This is a genomic window from Halobacillus andaensis, assembly GCF_014636475.1.
GTDB lineage: Bacteria > Bacillota > Bacilli > Bacillales > Halobacillaceae > Halobacillus_A > Halobacillus_A andaensis.
The window spans coordinates 1,201,079-1,219,280 of sequence record NZ_BMEL01000001.1 but is presented as its reverse complement, the minus strand read 5'-3'; the positions used below and the strand labels follow the sequence as shown (position 1 = coordinate 1,219,280).

19 protein-coding genes are annotated in these 18,202 nt (G+C 40.5%); 13 read left to right on the top strand and 6 right to left on the bottom strand.

The window, feature by feature from the left end; all coding sequences use genetic code 11:
- Positions 1–159 precede the first annotated feature (159 nt).
- From opp3b to spxA, 7 genes are all read left to right on the top strand, one after another.
- On the top strand, positions 160–1,086 hold the full coding sequence (gene opp3b / locus IEV27_RS06350) for an oligopeptide ABC transporter permease (protein WP_188376588.1): 927 nt from the start codon (positions 160–162) through the stop codon (positions 1,084–1,086).
- Positions 1,087–1,094: 8 nt separating this feature from the next.
- Positions 1,095–2,228: an oligopeptide ABC transporter permease gene (gene opp3C / locus IEV27_RS06345; RefSeq protein WP_188376587.1), complete on the top strand. Its 1,134-nt coding sequence runs from the start codon at positions 1,095–1,097 to the stop codon at positions 2,226–2,228.
- A 16-nt stretch (positions 2,229–2,244) separates the two neighbouring features.
- Positions 2,245–3,300, top strand: a complete 1,056-nt coding sequence (locus IEV27_RS06340; RefSeq protein WP_188376586.1) for an ABC transporter ATP-binding protein — start codon at positions 2,245–2,247, stop codon at positions 3,298–3,300.
- Positions 3,297–4,235 carry an ABC transporter ATP-binding protein gene (gene oppF / locus IEV27_RS06335; protein ID WP_188376585.1) on the top strand — a complete coding sequence of 313 codons (939 nt, stop codon included), beginning with the start codon at positions 3,297–3,299 and terminating at the stop codon, positions 4,233–4,235. The genes IEV27_RS06340 and oppF overlap by 4 nt, the downstream gene beginning before the upstream one ends.
- 190 nt (positions 4,236–4,425) lie before the next feature.
- Positions 4,426–5,631, top strand: a complete 1,206-nt coding sequence (locus IEV27_RS06330) for a putative glycoside hydrolase (protein ID WP_188376584.1) — start codon at positions 4,426–4,428, stop codon at positions 5,629–5,631.
- A 579-nt stretch (positions 5,632–6,210) separates the two neighbouring features.
- Positions 6,211–6,795 carry a GNAT family N-acetyltransferase gene (locus IEV27_RS06325; RefSeq protein WP_188376583.1) on the top strand — a complete coding sequence of 195 codons (585 nt, stop codon included), beginning with the start codon at positions 6,211–6,213 and terminating at the stop codon, positions 6,793–6,795.
- Positions 6,796–7,098: 303 nt separating this feature from the next.
- Entirely contained in the window at positions 7,099–7,494 is a 396-nt protein-coding gene (gene spxA / locus IEV27_RS06320; RefSeq protein WP_188376582.1) for a transcriptional regulator SpxA, read from the top strand.
- 39 nt (positions 7,495–7,533) lie between these two features.
- On the opposite strand, the gene IEV27_RS06315 is transcribed toward spxA, so the two are convergent.
- Positions 7,534–8,196 (bottom strand): TerC family protein, encoded by a 663-nt coding sequence (locus IEV27_RS06315; RefSeq protein ID WP_188376581.1) that lies wholly within the window; start codon positions 8,194–8,196, stop codon positions 7,534–7,536.
- Positions 8,197–8,480: 284 nt separating this feature from the next.
- Here IEV27_RS06315 and mecA point away from each other — a divergent pair, with 284 nt between their 5' ends.
- From mecA to pepF, 3 genes are all read left to right on the top strand, one after another.
- Positions 8,481–9,194: an adaptor protein MecA gene (gene mecA / locus IEV27_RS06310; RefSeq protein WP_188376580.1), complete on the top strand. Its 714-nt coding sequence runs from the start codon at positions 8,481–8,483 to the stop codon at positions 9,192–9,194.
- 94 nt (positions 9,195–9,288) lie between these two features.
- Positions 9,289–10,431, top strand: coding sequence for a competence protein CoiA (locus IEV27_RS06305; RefSeq protein ID WP_188376579.1), 1,143 nt, complete (start codon positions 9,289–9,291; stop codon positions 10,429–10,431).
- Between the two features lie 70 nt (positions 10,432–10,501).
- Entirely contained in the window at positions 10,502–12,307 is a 1,806-nt protein-coding gene (gene pepF / locus IEV27_RS06300) for an oligoendopeptidase F (RefSeq protein ID WP_188376578.1), read from the top strand.
- Positions 12,308–12,513: 206 nt separating this feature from the next.
- Here pepF and IEV27_RS20190 read toward each other — a convergent pair whose 3' ends face one another.
- From IEV27_RS20190 to IEV27_RS06285, 4 genes are all read right to left on the bottom strand, one after another.
- Entirely contained in the window at positions 12,514–12,690 is a 177-nt protein-coding gene (locus IEV27_RS20190) for a hypothetical protein (protein ID WP_507762584.1), read from the bottom strand.
- 123 nt (positions 12,691–12,813) lie between these two features.
- Positions 12,814–13,704: a ClpXP adapter SpxH family protein gene (locus tag IEV27_RS06295; protein ID WP_308808305.1), complete on the bottom strand. Its 891-nt coding sequence runs from the start codon at positions 13,702–13,704 to the stop codon at positions 12,814–12,816.
- Positions 13,701–14,105 carry a globin domain-containing protein gene (locus IEV27_RS06290; protein ID WP_188376577.1) on the bottom strand — a complete coding sequence of 135 codons (405 nt, stop codon included), beginning with the start codon at positions 14,103–14,105 and terminating at the stop codon, positions 13,701–13,703. The genes IEV27_RS06295 and IEV27_RS06290 overlap by 4 nt, the downstream gene beginning before the upstream one ends.
- Before the next feature lie 54 nt (positions 14,106–14,159).
- Positions 14,160–14,741, bottom strand: a complete 582-nt coding sequence (locus IEV27_RS06285) for a CYTH domain-containing protein (protein ID WP_188376576.1) — start codon at positions 14,739–14,741, stop codon at positions 14,160–14,162.
- A 175-nt stretch (positions 14,742–14,916) separates the two neighbouring features.
- On the opposite strand from IEV27_RS06285, the gene yjbM reads away from it, so the two are divergent.
- From yjbM to IEV27_RS06270, 3 genes are read left to right on the top strand one after another with little or no spacing between them, the layout of a single operon-like run.
- Positions 14,917–15,549, top strand: a complete 633-nt coding sequence (yjbM, locus tag IEV27_RS06280) for a GTP diphosphokinase (RefSeq protein WP_188376575.1) — start codon at positions 14,917–14,919, stop codon at positions 15,547–15,549.
- A 4-nt stretch (positions 15,550–15,553) separates the two neighbouring features.
- Positions 15,554–16,360 (top strand): NAD kinase, encoded by an 807-nt coding sequence (locus tag IEV27_RS06275; RefSeq protein WP_188376574.1) that lies wholly within the window; start codon positions 15,554–15,556, stop codon positions 16,358–16,360.
- Positions 16,361–16,400: 40 nt separating this feature from the next.
- On the top strand, positions 16,401–17,237 hold the full coding sequence (locus IEV27_RS06270) for an RluA family pseudouridine synthase (protein ID WP_188376573.1): 837 nt from the start codon (positions 16,401–16,403) through the stop codon (positions 17,235–17,237).
- Between the two features lie 90 nt (positions 17,238–17,327).
- Here the strand turns inward: IEV27_RS06270 and prpE are convergent, their stop codons facing one another.
- The gene (gene prpE, locus IEV27_RS06265; protein ID WP_188376572.1) at positions 17,328–18,059 is read right to left on the bottom strand and encodes a bis(5'-nucleosyl)-tetraphosphatase PrpE; all 732 of its coding nucleotides are present in this window, start codon (positions 18,057–18,059) and stop codon (positions 17,328–17,330) included.
- Between the last annotated feature and the right edge of the window lie 143 nt (positions 18,060–18,202).

Genomic DNA, 18,202 nt, shown 5'->3' with positions numbered 1-18,202 from the left:
AACGAGCCAAACATAGGCTAACTTATAAGGGAGAGAGTATATGTCCATATGTTGGCGTATACTCTCTTTTTCCCTGTAAAGGAAATAGTCGGATAATAAACAAATTTCAGTTAATTTCAAGGGGTTTCGACAAAGGTTAATTTAACAGGAGGTGTTGGCATGGGACGTTATATTACTCAACGTTTAGTGTACATGGTTATTACGATGTTTTTAATCGCAACCTTTACGTTTTTCTTAATGAAGTTTTTACCGGGGACGCCGTTAAGCTCTGCCGATAAATTATCAGAAGAACAACAAGCGGTTGTTTTAGCTAAGTATGGCTTGGACGAGCCCATTCCAGTTCAATATTTCAACTACATGGTCAATTTATTGCAAGGTGATATGGGGATTTCCTTTCAATTTGATAATCGTGAAGTAACGACAATTATTTTGGATCGTATCGGCCCATCATTGCAATTAGGTTTTCAAGCGATGATTATTGGTACAATTTTAGGAATGCTGTTAGGCTTAGTTTCAGCCATTTATCATAATGGAGTATTGGACTACGGTTCTACTTTTACAGCGGTTATTGGTCAATCTATCCCATCCTTTGTATTTGCAGGAATACTTCAGTATTTTGTTGGCGTAAAGCTAGGATGGTTTCCGGTGGCTCTATGGGGTACATGGCAGCATACAGTCTTGCCTACGATAGCATTAGCTATATTCCCGCTTGCAATAGCAGCCCGCTTTATGCGAACAGAGATGCTTGAAGTTATGGGCTCTGACTACATCACAACCGCTCGTGCAAAAGGGGTAAATAAATTTGGCGTTGTATTTAAGCATGGAGTGCGTAATGCTTTAATTCCTCTAATTACAGTATTAGGACCGCTGGCTATTGGTTTAATGACAGGGACACTTGTTATCGAAAACATTTTTGCTGTCCCAGGCATAGGGGAACAATTCGTTAAATCAATTAATACAAACGATTACCCAATCATCATGGGGACAACATTGTTTTTCGCCATCTTTTTCATCCTCATCGTTCTGGTCATCGACTTGCTTTATGGAGTCATTGATCCGAGAATCCGACTTGCAGAAGGAGAGTAGTATCTATTATGGAAAATCATAAGCCTAACAAGGATTTATTTGTACCAGTTGATACGAGAGATGATGATAGCGAAAAAATCAGCCGGCCGAGTTTGTCGTTCTGGAAGGATTCATTTATCCGTCTGCGTAAGAACGTAGGTGCGATGGCTGGATTAGGCGTATTAATCATCTTAATAGCATTAGCAGCACTAGGACCTTATATGAATGAATATGATCAATTTGAACAGGATTTATCAAGAGCGAAAATGCCGCCTAAAGTTGAAGGTCTGGGATGGCTAGGGATGGATGGTACATTAAGTACAGTCCAAACTCATGAATCTCTGGATCAAGCCGAAACGAATGCTTTAATGCGCTTTAACAATGATGAAGATCATATTCAAACCACCGTTCTGAATGACGGAACAAATGGCGAACCTGCTGAAGTAGAAGCCGTATACGATGTCTATGCCGCGAAAGATATGGAAGGGCAGAATTTTTGGTTTGGAACAGACGGTCTAGGCCGTGATTTATGGACAAGAGCTTGGGAAGGTACGAGAATTTCGTTATACATCGCTTTCCTGGCTGCAGCCATTGATATGATTATTGGTGTCGCTTACGGTGGTATTTCAGCTTACTATGGCGGCCGTGTTGATAACTATATGCAGCGTTTTATTGAAATTTTAGTAGGTATACCAAACTTAGTCATCGTAATCCTCATGATTCTCATACTGGATCCTGGGATTCTATCGATTACGATCGCCTTGACCATTACCGGCTGGATCTCGATGGCCCGGATTGTCAGGGGACAAATATTAAAACTTAAAAACCAGGAATTCGTGTTGGCATCCCGAACGTTAGGTGCTCAGGACGGTCGGATTTTAAGAAAGCACTTAATTCCGAACGTTTTAGGATTAATTATTATTAACACCATGTTTACGATCCCATCAGCAATTTTCTTTGAAGCCTTTTTAAGCTTTATTGGGTTAGGACTTCCAACTCCATTAGCATCATTAGGTACATTAGTAGAAGATGGGTTCCAGTCACTGCAAATCTATCCACACATTTTATTATTCCCAGCTGTAATCATTTCACTTATTATGATTGCGTTTAACTTGCTGGCTGATGGTCTTCGAGATGCTCTTGATCCGAAGATGCGCGAATAGGAGGTAGGTGTACAAAATGGAAAAATTATTAGATGTAAAAAACATGCACGTATCCTTTGACACCTATGGCGGCGAAGTACAGGCTGTACGTGGGGTAAACTTCAGCGTAAACAAAGGGGAAACGTTAGCTATAGTAGGAGAGTCCGGCTCAGGTAAATCAGTAACAACCAAAGCTTTAATGAAACTAATTCCGATGCCGCCTGGACGTATTAAAGAAGGGGAAATCCTTTTTGAAGGACGCGACCTTGCAAAATTAAGTGAAAAAGAAATGCAAAAAATTCGGGGAAAAGACATTTCAATGATTTTCCAAGACCCAATGACTTCACTTAACCCGACGATGAAAGTTGGAAACCAAATTGCAGAAGGTTTAATTAAACACCAGAAAATGAGTAAATCTCAAGCAAAAGCCCGCGTGAAAGAATTGCTTGAATTAGTAGGAATTCCAGATGCGGAAAACCGCATGAAACAATACCCTCACCAATTCTCTGGAGGGATGCGTCAACGTGTGGTTGTAGCGATTGCACTAGCCTGTAATCCTAAGCTGCTCATTGCCGATGAGCCTACAACGGCTCTAGATGTAACCATTCAGGCGCAAATCCTAGAATTAATGAAGGATATTCAGAAAAAGACGGACGCTGGGATTATCTTTATTACGCACGATCTTGGCGTAGTGGCTAACGTAGCGGATCGTGTGGCGGTTATGTATGCTGGAAGAATCGTTGAAATTGGAACAGTCGATGATATTTTCTATAATCCGAAGCATCCGTATACGTGGGGATTACTTGGTTCCATGCCATCTCTAGATGCAGAAGATGCCGAGCTTTATGCTATTCCAGGTTCACCACCTGACTTGCTGAATCCGCCTAAAGGGGATGCGTTTGCTCCGCGTAATGAGTTTGCCATGCAAATTGATCGAGAACAAGAGCCGCCCTTGTTTAAAGTGTCTGATTCGCACTATGCAGCGACGTGGCTTCTGCATGAGCATGCGCCTGACATTGACCCGCCCGAAGCAATTAAGAAGCGAATGGCGGCAATGGCCTCTACGGGCAGTGGGAAAGGTGATCGTGTATGAGTAAAGAAAAATTACTAGAAATCAAAAACTTAAAACAGCATTTTAAAACTGGGCGACACAGTGTAGTCAAAGCTGTAGACGGTATTAGCTTTGACATCTACAAAGGAGAAACCTTTGGGTTAGTAGGGGAGTCTGGCTGCGGCAAGTCTACCACTGGCCGCAGCATCATTCGCTTATACAATGCCACTGATGGAGAAGTTATTTTTAACGGGGAAGACGTTCACGGTAAAAAAAATCGTAATGAACTGAAGAAGTTTAATAGAGAAATGCAGATGATCTTCCAGGATCCATATGCGTCTTTAAATCCTCGTATGAAAGTAGCCGATATTATTGCTGAAGGCATGGACATTCATGGCTTAGAAAGCAATGAGAAAGCAAGGAAAGCTAAAGTAGAAGAACTTTTAGAAACGGTAGGACTAAACAAGGAACATGCAAACCGCTACCCTCATGAATTCAGTGGCGGACAGCGTCAGCGTATTGGAATTGCGAGAGCACTTGCTGTGGATCCTTCGTTTATTATCGCGGATGAGCCGATTTCAGCACTAGATGTTTCTATTCAAGCACAAGTTGTTAACCTTTTAAAGCAGCTTCAAAAAGAAAAAGGATTAACATATCTGTTCATTGCTCACGATTTATCGATGGTAAAATACATCAGCGACAGAATTGGGGTTATGTACTTTGGCAGAATAGTGGAACTCGCTGACGCGGACGAGCTCTACCGTAATCCTATTCATCCATATACACAGTCACTTCTATCCGCCATTCCACTGCCGGATCCTGTGTATGAACGGTCACGTGAGCGTTTCACGTACGATCCAAATGATCACGACACGAGCGAAGAACCAGAGTTTCGTGAAGTACGTCCAGATCACTGGGTGCTTTGTACAACTAAAGAATTCGAATATTATCAGAAAGAGCATAGTACTGTAACTTGATTTAGAAAAAGGACCTTGCTTCGGTAAGGTTCTTTTTTTGTTGAGTATTTAGGTATTTTGTCATGAGACTTCTAGGTATTTGGTAACTTTATGGAAAAATTAGCGAAAATATGCAAAACTAGTCTATTCATGGCAAACATCTCTCTATATAATAAGTAGTAGAAAATAAAAAAAGTGGGAGAAGGTAGAAATGGGGAAATTACACCTAAGGAAAGTCATCTACGCTGGCATTATTGCACTAGCCGCTACGTTATTCGTACATAATTCAGAAGCGAAGGCTCAAAAAGATGTGAAAGAACATACGGGAAAAGAGATTTATTTGCAGAGTCTTGATGTACCTGATCGAATTGCACGTTTTGTATTTAATGCAGGACTTGAGTTTGAATATCCGGATGCGGTAAGAGGGATTTATGTCACAGGGCCTTCAGCTGGAGGCGCAAAGATGGCTGAATTGACGGAGCTTGTTGAATCAACAGATTTGAATGCGATGGTAATTGACGTAAAAGAAGATCATGGGAACATATCATTTGAACCACCTGAAGATTCACCATACGCAGACATTGCAGAGCCTTACATAGACGATCCAAGAAAAATGCTTGAGAAGCTCGAAGAGAAAGGTATCTATCCAATAGCTCGTGTCGTAGTGTTTAAGGACAGCTTATTAGCTGAAGAACGTCCAGATTTATCATTCACAAAAAATGGAGAAGTATGGAAGAATAGCCGTAATGAAGCATTCGTTAATCCTTTTGAAAAAGAAGTTTGGGAATACAATTTAGAAATTGCGAAAATGGCAGCTGAGATTGGTTTCCAAGAAATCCAGTTTGACTATGTTCGATTCCCTGAAGGCTTTGAAAATCGGGATGAAGAACTTGATTATGGTGAAGGAGATTATGCGGAGTCAGAAGAAAATAATATAAAAAAACGAGTGAGTGCGGTTACTGATTTTGTAGAATACGCTCGTCAGGACTTAAGTGATTATGATGTTGATGTTTCTGTCGATATTTTCGGGTACGCTGCAACCATTGAAGAATCACCAGGTATCGGGCAAAACTTCTCACAAATCTCGGCTAACGTAGACGTTATATCCTCGATGATTTACCCAAGCCACTGGGGGCCATACTTCGGCATCGATAAGCCTGACACAGAACCTTATCGTATTATTGATGAGTACGCGCAGGTGGAAAATCAAATCCTGGGTGAGCTTGAAGAAGCTCCAGTGTCACGTCCATGGCTGCAGGACTTTGAAGCACCTTGGCTATACTCTGGCTCTACTTTCCAATATGGAAAAGCCGAAGTAGAGGATCAAATTCGTGCGTTACAAGATAATGGAATAGAAGAATATTTACTTTGGAATGCAACCAATAATTACACAGAAAACGTTGATTATACTCCTTAAAAAGAAGCACTGGATATCCAGTGCTTTCAGTTTATAGGATGGTTCCTTCCTACTGGTATGGAGAAAAGGAATAGGAAAAGCGCTACTTTCCGAAGGGCAAGACGGAAAATCTCCTCGGTCTGCTCGTCCCGCAGGAGTCGGCCCTTTTTCCTTTCCTTTGATCAAAGTGAGATATTGGAACCATCATAGAGTGAATGTCCTTATGCAAAAGCTGTTTTCATAAGGGTACAGATTGAGTAAATGGTTTTTTCAGTGCTCTATTTCGAAAAAGGGTTGTAGGAAACGGCGACACTCCTAGGGGAGATACGAATAAGGTGTGACCCCGGAAGGCTGATAAAGCCTGAGGAGGCACACCATTCGCCCCTGGAAAGGGAGTCGTTTCCTGCAACCCTTTCCTCTTCCTCATGCAAGAAATGTTTACACTGGCGAGGTAAAAGAGAGAACTTAGGTTTCTTTATAAGCTGGAAGCATTGGATATCCAGTGCTTTTTTTGTTCACACTAATAGGAGCCGCTCGTTATTTAACAATGAATGGATAATCAGTTATAATGAAACTATCAATTGGTAAGGGAGTAGATCAATGAGTTGGTATAATAAACTGAAACAGTATTTTCCTGTAGAAGAAATGAAATCGCAAGAGCATATGGAGACCCTGCTAAAAGAAAAAAGTGATGTGTACTATAAAGATGAAGGAGAGCATCACGTATTAATGTATGCAGAATTCAAATCCTTTCTTTTTATTGACTATGTATATGTATCTTCCAATGCAAGAGGTCAAGGACTTGGTCATAAATTAATCGAGAAAATGAAAGCAAAAGGGAAACCGATTATTTTAGAAGTAGAACCTGTTGATTATGAAGAAACAGATACAGCAAAAAGACTGCATTTTTACCAGCGAGAGGGATTCAAACATGCTCAGTCTATTGGTTATACTCGACGATCACTTGCTACTAACGAAGAAAACCAAATGGAGATTCTATACTGGTCTCCAGACGATGCCTCTGAAGAAGAAATCTATGAACAGATGAAACGGATGTACGAAGAAATTCACACGTATAAAGACAGTGAATTTTACGGAAAATCATACCAGCCGGTTGACGAAGTGTTAACACTGGACGAAAACCGGGATACTGATGATATTTTAAAAGATTTAAAGAGAACCTAATGAGAATCTAAATCCCTGTCTTATAGAAAAGGCAGGGATTTTCAATTTCTCAGCGTAGTTGAAAATGAAAAACTTCACAAAGATCTAAAAAAAGAGGTTTAAATCTATCGCATATGTGGTAAATTACAGTGTGTGCTGTTCTAATCGTTAAAATTCTGTGAATGTAAGCCTTTTACCTGTCATCATATAGATTTTAGTTGACAACTATGTTATAGTTATACTATAAGATTAGATTATACTAATTTTAAATTAGAGCTGCTTAAAAAAATAATCATAATAAATTTCGAGGAGTGAAGTTTCTATATGGTAACACTTTATACCTCACCAAGTTGTACATCATGTCGTAAGGCGAAAGCCTGGCTTGAGGAGCACGATATTCCTTACACTGAAAGAAATATCTTTTCAGAGTCTTTGACGATTGATGAGATTAAAGAAATTTTAAGAATGACAGAAGATGGTACAGAAGAAATCATCTCTACTCGTTCTAAAGTCTTTCAAAAACTAAAAGTTGATTTCGATCAGCTTCCAATGCAGGATCTATTCGACTTGATTCAAGAAAATCCTGGTTTGCTTCGACGTCCAATTATTATTGACGATAAGCGTCTTCAAGTTGGATACAACGAAGATGAAATTCGCCGTTTCTTACCTAGAAGTGTACGTACCTTCCAACTTAAGGAAGCACAGCGCTTAGTAAACTAAATGCAAAACTGTCCCGATTAAAAAAATCGAGACAGTTTTTTATTTTTCTGCCACTTGTTTGTTGTAAAAATAACCGAACATGATAGTTACTAATACAACCACAAACGGAAAGACGGTCATGATCGGAGCAATGACATGAATCCACTCTTCGACATGAGGGTCTTCTAAAATCATTTCAGCTGCAGTAAAAGCTAATATACCAGCTCCGATGTAAACGAGAATCGGAAATTTTTCCATTAATTTTAAAATGATCCGACTACCCCAAATAATGATGGGTACAGATATTAATAAGCCCATCACGACTAACGTAACGTTTCCGTGTGAAGCGCCTGCAATAGCTAATACATTGTCAAAACCCATGACAATATCTGCGAATACGATGGTTTTTATGGCTGATAATAAACTATCGCTGCTTTTAATGGAGGTCGTATCTTCCTCATTAATTAAAAGCTTGATCGCTATGTAAATGAGAAGCAATCCGCCGATCAAACGCAAATAAGGGATGGCCAATAAATATAAAGCAACGGTAGTAAGTACGACTCGAGAGGCTACAGCTAGGCCTGTCCCAATGAAAATCGCCTTGTTTCGCTGGTGCTCAGGTAAATTACGGCTGGCTAACGCAATAACTACTGCGTTATCGCCACCAAGAATAATGTCTATACTAATAATAATCAGGATGGGTTCAAGCAAGTCCCAGTTCATTAAAAAAACACCCCTCTAAGTAGTGACAAATTTCAAAAAATAAGCTAGAATAAAAAACCAACCATCCCTATAGAGAAATCAAAGAGGGCTTGGGTTCTAGTTATCTGCTGATTCGAAGCAATTTGTTTTCCATTTTAGATTTACTGTCATACAATATAAGTACATCAATCCTTACGCTAAAACATCACGATGGTTGAAGCTTTGACCTGAAGGGTAAGGTAAGAATAAGCGACTTAGGGTTACGATCCCTTCCGCCTATTAAACGATAGAAGGGAGAGAGAGAAATGGAAATCGAACGCATAAATGAAAACACTGTTAAGTTTTACGTTTCTTATCATGATGTCGAACAGCTGGGCTTTGACCGCGAAGAGATTTGGTACAATCGCGAAAGAAGTGAACAGCTATTCTGGGAAATGATGGATGAAGTGAATGATCAGGAAAACTTTCAAGCCGACGGCCCGCTCTGGATCCAAGTTCAAGCAATGGACAAAGGCCTAGAAGTGATCGTTACTAAAGCGCAGGTTTCCCAAGATGGGCAAAAGCTCGAACTCCCAAGTGATGAGGGTAAATCAATTGATGTACCTGTAGACGAGAACTTAGAACATTTACTTGAAGATAAATTAGGTCATTCAGATTCAGACGAAGCAGTCAACGAACAAGATGAAGAAGAAGTGAATGAACAAGAAGCATTGGCTCCACTCAATTTCACATTACGTTTTCAAGAATTTGAAGATGTGATTCAATTGAGTCACTATATGGATAACAAGTCCGATCAAATTGAACACGCATTGTATCACTTTGAAGGTACCTATTATTTATATATTCAGTTCAATGATGAAAATATGAGTGATGATGAACAAGAAAATATTTTAAGTCAGTTAATGGAATTTGGACATGAGTCGTCTGTGACGATTTATCGCCTGCAGGAGTATGGAAAAGCGATCTTTGCTGAACAAGCATTGAATCAAGTAAAAGATTATTTTCCAGCTGATAAGTAAGAGCGCACTCACACATGGAGTGTGCTTTTTTTTGTGGGTAAATAAAGGGTTTTTGTATGGATTGTCGAATTAGTATACATAGAGGAGGTGCTCTATGTTCCATGCTTATGATAAAAGCGGCAAACTTACAGCCCTTTATCAATATTCATTTTCCGCATTAGAAAAACAAAGGAAAACATCCTCATTTTATTGCCCCGTATGCAAAGAAACCCTCATGATTCGCGCCGGTCAAAAAATCACTCCACATTTTGCTCATTTTCCTACAAGTACGTGTGAAGTAAATCAACGAGGGGAAAGTGAATACCACGAAACTGGTAAGTTGCTGTTATATCAATGGTTATATCGTCAAGGATATGAAATTGAAGTAGAACCTTTTTTGTCAGAAATCAATCAGCGCCCTGATTTGCTTCTCACCCATAATAAAAAGAAAATAGCGATCGAACTTCAATGTGCGACCATCCCGCCCGATGATGTATTAAAGCGCACAGCAGGATTTCAGGAGGCTGGTATTTTTCCGCTATGGATCTTAGGAAGAAATCAATTAAAACAAAAAGGAAGATATATAATTCAGCATGAACAATTTCATAAATCTATGGTGTATTTATTTCAAAAACAATACTGTATGTATTTTTTAGATGTGAATGCACAGGCTATGACCACAGTCCATCAGTTAAATAGCTCTTCGGTTCGTTCCTCCTTTGCTTCCTTTCAAACGTTCCCATTACAAACGATACGTTTTCCTCAACTATTTAAACCTTCTTTATCTTCTTTTCATCCCTTCTATTCTATGTGGGAGAAACAACAGTATCAGTTTCGTACTCACTATAGAAAACGTGTGGGTAGTATAGAAAGACAATGGAGGCAGTTCCTTTATTTGAAAGGACTTCACTTTTCGCTTATACCAAGCGTTTGCTATCTGCCTGTAAAGAGCCAATTGTTCCTAAGTGAAGCTCCTTATGTGTGGCAAACTAGATTCATTCTTCAACATTATATGCCCAAGGCGAATGGAGACGTGATTACTTTTCCAAAAAGATCAGTCGAGTCCGCTGTTAATAGCACAAGCAGCTTACTTTATAACGAGTACATGGAGTTACTGCAACAATTAGGATATGTTAATCGCACCACCCAGCAAGAGTGGGTGAAGGGTCATGACATTCATTTCCATGATCACATTGACCAGGCGGTTGCTGAAGATCGACGAGTAGTAAATGAGCTTAAACTCCATAATTATTTATAGTGGAGAGCAGGAATTACGGTAATGATCTAGAACTGTTTAGTGTGACGAATTACTTTTGAGGAGGATTAGTATGGCATCGACCAAGCAGCTACCAAAACGAGAAGAAGTACCTAAAGAACGAACATGGGATTTAGAATCTATATTTGAAACGGATGAAAAATGGTATAAAGAATTTGAGCAGGTAAAAGAAGTTATTCCTGAAATCGAACAGTATAAAGGCAAGCTGGGTGAATCCTCTGAACAGCTTTTTAATTTGCTGAAGCTGCAAGATGAAATCTCTCACCGAATCGGTTTGTTATTTACGTATGCACATATGAGAAATGATCAAGACACAACGAACTCTTATTATCAGGAAATGAATGCAAAAGCTGAAAGTCTATATACAAAAGTAGCTTCATCTATGAGTTTCATTACTCCAGAAATCCTCGCTCTTCCTGAAGGAACGGTGGATAAGTTTATAAATGAGAATAAGGATTTAGAGCTATACAAGCATGCCTTAAAGGAAATCACTCGCCGCAAAGACCATGTCCTTAGTGAGAAGGAAGAACGTTTGCTCGCGGGATTTTCTGAAGTAGCTTCGAACCCTTCGCAAACGTTTGGAGCATTGAACAATGCGGATTTAACGTTCCCTTCCATTAAAAATGAGGAAGGAGAAGAAGTAGATTTAACGCACGGTCGTTATGTTGGTTTCCTTAAATCAGAAGATCGGGAAGTGCGTAAAAATGCGTTCCAAGCCATGTATGATACGTTTGGACAGTTTAAAAACACGTTTGCCTCTACGCTGAGCGGAAATGTGAAGAAAAATAATTATTTTGCTACAGTTAAACAGTACGAACGAGCAAGAGAAGCAGCGCTCGACCGCAACAATATTCCAGAAACAGTATATGACAACTTAATTGCAGCGGTGAACGAGCGTCTGCCTCTGATGCATCGCTATGTGGAACTGAGGAAGAAGGTGCTTGAGCTCGATGAACTTCATATGTATGATATGTACACACCTTTGATTAAAGATGCTGAAATGAAGGTGTCGTATGAAGAAGCTCAAGAGCTTGTAGTAAATGGCTTGAAGCCGCTTGGGGACAGTTACGTAAACACGGTGAAGGAAGGGTTTAAAAACCGTTGGATTGATGTGGAAGAAAATAAAGGGAAACGTAGTGGGGCTTACTCCTCCGGACATTATGGGACGAATCCGTTTATTTTGATGAACTGGCAGGATGATGTGAACAATTTGTTTACTCTTGCTCACGAGCTTGGTCACTCACTGCACAGTTACTATACGCATGAGAATCAGCCTTACCGTTACGGTAACTATTCCATTTTTGTAGCAGAGGTTGCGTCCACGTGTAACGAAGCGTTGCTGAATAATTATATGCTGAAAAATACAAATGATAAAAAAGAGAAGCTCTATCTATTAAATAACTTTTTAGAAGGTTTCCGTGGCACTGTATTTCGTCAAACGATGTTCGCTGAATTTGAGCATGAAATTCATATTCAAGCTCAGAACGGTGAAGCTCTTACTGCGGATAAGCTTACTCAAATCTATTATGACCTGAATAAAAAGTATTTTGGTGAAGAGCTTGTCATTGATGACGAAATCGGTCTTGAGTGGGCACGTATTCCTCATTTCTATATGGGGTACTATGTCTATCAATACTCTACAGGCTATGCTGCAGCAACCACACTTGCCGAACAAATTTTAACAGAAGGTGAACCGGCTGTTGAACGCTATATGAGCTTTTTAAAGGCGGGAAGCAGTGATTATCCAATTGAAGTATTGAAGCAGGCTGGAGTAGACATGACATCTAAAGACCCTGTTTATGAAGCGTTGGATGTTTTTGAACAGAAGCTGAATGAAATGGAAGAGTTATTAAAATAAAAAATGAAAAAGATCAAAGGCGCAAGCGCCCTGGTAGACACGAAACGCATAAGCAAAACGGCCGGAGGAAGGCGGCCTTCCCTTCCGCAGGGCGGATTGCTTATGACGCGAGTGTCTGGGCGCTGGAGGTCGCTCTTTTAAACATATATATCCACAGCTTAGAATTTTATAAATTCCTAGACATTGAAAAAGTTCCGCAGGTTTCGTTAGGAGAAACCGCGGAACTTTTTTTTGTGAAAGAGGAGGTGAAGGAGAAAATAAAACGAGAGCACGAGAAGAGGAGTAGTAATATATAGAGGATATAGACGCATTAAAGCGAATAAATGAAAGAAACAAATGGCAAGAAATAAAATGAGATATAGAATAAACAACCAGATCTTCATAATGAGAGCATCCCCTTTCTTGGTTCGTAATCATAACTATTTTATTCAAAAAGGACAGGATTATGAGAGGATTAGTAGTCATAAAAAAATCCACGGCAAGCGCTGCAGCTCACCATGGATCAGTTATTGACCATCAATATATTCCCAAAATGCTCCGTGTTTTACGGGGATTTCGCGTGCTTTTTGCTTTAGCACAAGTTTCTTCATTTCTTTCTTGGCTTGTTGCTCTGACCAGTCATAGACCACAGCGATTTCTTTATTCGCGACGAAGCGGTAGTGGCTTAAGAATTCTTCAAGCTGGGGCTTCTGAGCTGGTTTAGGGTCTTTTTGTAACATCTCTTTTAATACTTTTACATAAACATCATATGAATAAATGCCGGTAATCTTTAAACCTGCTTCCTCGTCCGATTCGTTAAAAACGACCATGGAAGGAGCAGAATCAACGTCCATTTCACGTGTTAATTTAATATCGCATTGCAATGCTTTCCTGGCGGATTCGGAATGTAGGTCCTTCTCAAATTCACGAACATCGAGACGACTTTTCTTCGCACATTCCAGCAAGACACCTTCGTCAGAAATGTTCTGCTTCTCTAAGAAGACATATTCCTGGACTTTGCGAAGAAACCGCATGCCTGCTTTTTTCCCTTGAAGCTCTGCTGCTTTAACGGCAAGTGCCGTAACTAAAGGGGAGGATACTGGGTTTTCAATCCAAACATCGCCATCGCAACACATTCCTGTGCGGGATCCTGTCTTATCCCACACTTTTTTCAGCTTCTCTGGTCGATCGGAATCACAGTTTTGCAGGGAAGCTAAGTTTCCACTGATGATCGGGCGAATAGAGAAGAATCGTCCATATTCGATGGTAAGCTTTTTCAAGATCGGTTCGAGTGACCAACAATCTGGGCAAAGTGGATCCACGAATACGTACATCTCAATGGGTCTTTTTAATAAATCAAAAAAACCAGTGGATGTACCTTGTTGCTCTCTTGAGCTATTTAAGCTTTTCCAACTCACATCGATTCTCCTTTCTCCTCGTCCTCTGGTGTGTTCATCATGTGGTTAGCTGTCATCGTTAAGCGGTCAAGCATTGCTGTACGATAAGGTTCTTCAATTTCAGCATCCGTCAAAGCCTGGTCCATACAAGAAAGCCAAGCGTCCCGACGGGTTGGTGTAATTGTAAAGGGAAGGTGGCGTGCCCGAAGCATCGGATGTCCGTGCTCTTGAATATATAAAGGGGGTCCACCGAAAAATTGAGTGAGAAATTGCTTTTGTTTGCGCCTTGTTTCCGTGAGGTCATCCGGAAATATAGGGATGAGATCAGGATGTTGGCTTACATAATTATAAAAATGATCAACAAGTTCGTTTAATTTTTCTTCTCCAATAGCTTCATAAATAGTGCCTGGTGTAGGTTGCATAAAATCCCTTCCTGTCTGTTTATTTATTTTAGCAACGGACAACTTGAACGGCAACTAATCTGATTGAGGCTTGGCATTAAAGAACCTCTTGATCTTATTATCGGTTTTTCTCTCAGGAATATGATAATTAGCGAGCAGTTCGCGAAAAACGTTTAACCCTGTTTCTTTAGACCGGGCTTCGAGCTCAAGTTCGTAATCACTTTTTTCAAAATAAAAGCTGTGATCAAGCACAACCGTTGTGTTCTTATATTCCTGTTCTTTTCGGCGAGTCATGAGAGAGCCCATGTATTTAAGTTCATCAATGGATACACCAAGCTCGCGCAGCTGTTTTTCAACATGTTCAGCTGACGTCGGCCGGCTGATCATCCATTGATTCACATCGTCTTGAGTCAGCACATCATGTGTTTCCAGTAAGCCTTCTGAATGAGGCTGCTTTAACGTCAACGTCCACGTATCTTTTTTCCTGCGAATTCGAAGAGCCGCTCCTACTTGCTTCAGCTTAAAGTCTTCAGTTTCAAAATAATAGTTGGTTTGTTCTATAAGTTCAACTGATTCGAAAGATAAATCCTCGTAAAGCTTTACGTATTCTTCTTCGGTCAGTAAGTTTTTAAATTCAATTTCAATTTCTTGGGACATTTGTACTTCACCTCTTATCATTTATTATGATTTATTTGTCGTTCAAATTGCAAAGATTAACCATTCTCATCACGTTTGATTCTAGTTTAAGCTGGTAAATATGATACAATAATGATGAGTCAAACAGCTTAACCATGCTAGACTGTAGGATACATAAAGGTGGTGCTCAACACGCATGAATTGGGATATTTTTATAGCACCCTATGCTCAAGTGGTGGAAGAATTAAAGGTTAAATTAAAAGGAATGAGGCAACAATTTGAATATGAGCGCGATCAATCACCGATCGAATTTGTAACGGGTCGAGTGAAGCCTAAATCGAGTATTATTGAAAAAGCTCGACGAAAAGGGATTAATCCAGAAAATATTGAAGATGAAGTGCAAGACATTGCCGGCGTTCGCGTCGTTTGTCAATTTGTCGATGATATCTATTCTGTGGTCGATATGCTCAAGAACCGTCATGACTTTGAGATCGTTGAAGAGAAGGACTATATTTCACGAAAAAAAGACAGCGGGTATCGTTCGTTTCACGTGATTATTAAATACCCGGTGGAAACGATTCATGGAGAAAAAATAGTTCTGGCCGAAATTCAAATTCGTACGTTAGCTATGAATTTTTGGGCAACAAACGAGCATTCATTAAACTATAAATATGCGGGACAGATTCCCACGGAAGTTAAATCAAGGCTAAAACGAGCTGCTGAAGCTGCCTTTCGATTAGATGAGGAGATGTCCAAGATTAAAAGTGAAATCCAAGAAGCACAAAAAATTTTCAACGAAAAACAGATAAAAAAACCAGAAGGGAGCTGACGGCATGAAGTTTTCGATCCTCTCAAAGGGTGATAAAAAATCCAACGAGATCCGCACGAAAATCAAAAATTACTTAACTGAATTTAAACTTGAATACGATGAAGAGGAACCAGACTTAGCGATTTCCGTTGGTGGCGACGGAACACTTCTAGAAGCATTTCATACCTACGTTCACCGTCTGGATAAGACAGCTTTTATCGGTGTCCATACCGGCCATTTAGGTTTTTATGCAGACTGGACACCGGATGAACTAGAAAAATTGATCATTGAAATCGCACGCACCCCATTTCAAGTGGTTGAATATCCGCTTCTTGAAGTAACCATTCGCCCCAATAGCGGCGGGACAGAGGATCGTCATTTAGCTTTAAACGAGTGTGCCATTAAAACATCAGAAGGATCAGTGGTACTTGATATTGAAATCAAAGGCGACCACTTCGAAACCTTTAGAGGAGATGGTCTTTGTATTTCTACCCCGTCAGGAAGTACAGCGTACAATAAAGCTTTAGGCGGTGCGATTTTACACCCCTCGCTTGAAGCGATCCAAATTACAGAGATGGCGTCCATTAATAATCGCGTGTTCCGGACAATCGGTTCTCCTCTTATTTTACCTGGCCATCACACGTGCTTATTAAAACCGAAAAACGATAAAAGCTTCCTTATTACAATAGACCATATCACAAAAACCTATAAGGATGTAAAATCGATTCAGTGCCGAGTGGCGAAAGAACGTGTTCGTTTTGCACGTTTCCGCCCATTTCCATTCTGGAGTCGAGTGCATGACTCGTTTGTAGCAGATGAACATTCCATGTAAACCGTTAATTAAATCCTGGATTGTAAAAGAACCCATCAGGATGAAAGCTTTTTTAAGGAATCGAGCGAATTTTTCAGCTCAATTGTATAAGCATGTCAAACAGGAAGCTGTGTTACAAGTCAATGGTGTGAGCGTTCCACATTGGACACATTTACAGCAGGGGGATCAGCTTTCGATCATTTTTCCTAAAGAGGCACGTGGGCCGGTGATGGTAGGTGAACCTATTCCGTTATCCATCGTTTACGAAGATGAAGATATTATCGTGCTTCATAAACCGTCAGGGGTTGAAGTGTCTCCCCGTCCGAACCACCCTTCAGGGAGCTTAGCTCAGGGGTTGATTCATTATTACGATACGAAGGGCCTGCCGTATACGGTTCATATCGTGACGCGGCTCGACCGTTACACTTCAGGACTAATGCTTGTGGCCAAGCATAAGTACAGCCATTCCGTTTTAACTGCTAAGCTTAATGAGGTGGAGCGGAAGTATACGGCATTGGTCGAGGGAAGAATGAAGATGAAAAAAGGGGAAACAGGCACCGTTGATGCACCGATTCGCCGTAAACCGGGTTCTATTATTCAGCGAGAGGTGCATCCAGAAGGGAAGCACGGAGTCACCGAGTATGAAATCCTGAAAAGAGGAAGACGGTACACTCGGGTGGAATGCAAGCTGCAAACAGGTCGTACGCATCAAATTCGAGTGCATATGGCTTCGATCGGATATCCGCTTGCAGGAGATTCGTTGTATGGGGGAGAAGATATCCCAGAGCTTGATTACCAGGCGCTGCATTGTCATCAACTTACGCTCCGCCATCCATGGACAAGAAAATGGATACGTTTCTCCGCAGATCCCCCCGCCGCCTGGAAGAAATACAAATAACAAAAAAGCAGGCTCATGGTTCCTGCTTTTTTTCTTTTTTATCTGTGTACCAGGTACCGAAAAGAAAGGATGTTGTACCTGGTACACAAATTAATTAATTTTTTCTTCCACTAACGGCATCGTAGAGGGGACGCTGACGGTTGTTTCTTCGGGCAGGCGGAAGGCTGTGAGTTTATTGCCGAAGACGCAGCCTGTATCGATGTTAACGGTTTTATTGACGAAGCGAGGCTCATATACAGGAGTATGTCCATAGACCACCCACTGATCTCCATTATAATGCTGAGCCCAATCTCTTCTTTCGGGCCGACCGTCTGGTAATTGTTCCCCCGTAATATCTCCGTAGAGGACAAAGGTTCTGATCCGTTTATTTACTTGACCAATGTCTTCCTCGCGTATGCCTGCATGAGCAACGACTGCATGGACTTCAGGTATTTCAATATATAATGGAGAGGCGTCATAAAGTTCAATAAACTCCTTTTTCACTTGATTCTGCTCATCTTTCGTTAAGCTTTTTAATTCGGCAACCGTCGTTTCAAGGCCGTGTTTTTCCTGGACAGGATTGCCTTTAAAGTAGCGGTACAACTTATTGCAATGGTTCCCTGGCACATATTTGGCTATGCCTTCTGTCATTACGAGCTTGTAAACGAAACGGATGGTTTCAATCGATGAAGGGCCCCGGTCAGTAAGATCACCTACGAACACCGGAATACGACCTTCCGGGTGATGAGGCAATCCCCTTCTCCACTCGTATCCAAGCTCTGAGAACAAATTTTTTAATTCATATAAGCATCCGTGTACATCACCAATAACATCAACTTTCATAAAGATAACTCCTTTTATAGGTGTACCAGGTACCGAAAAGCACTTATGGTGTACCTGGTACCCAGAGAATAAAGAAAAAAACGTAGTTTTAATGATATAATCGTTCAGTGTTGCTTTTTTACTTTTGTCAGCGTTCGATTTTT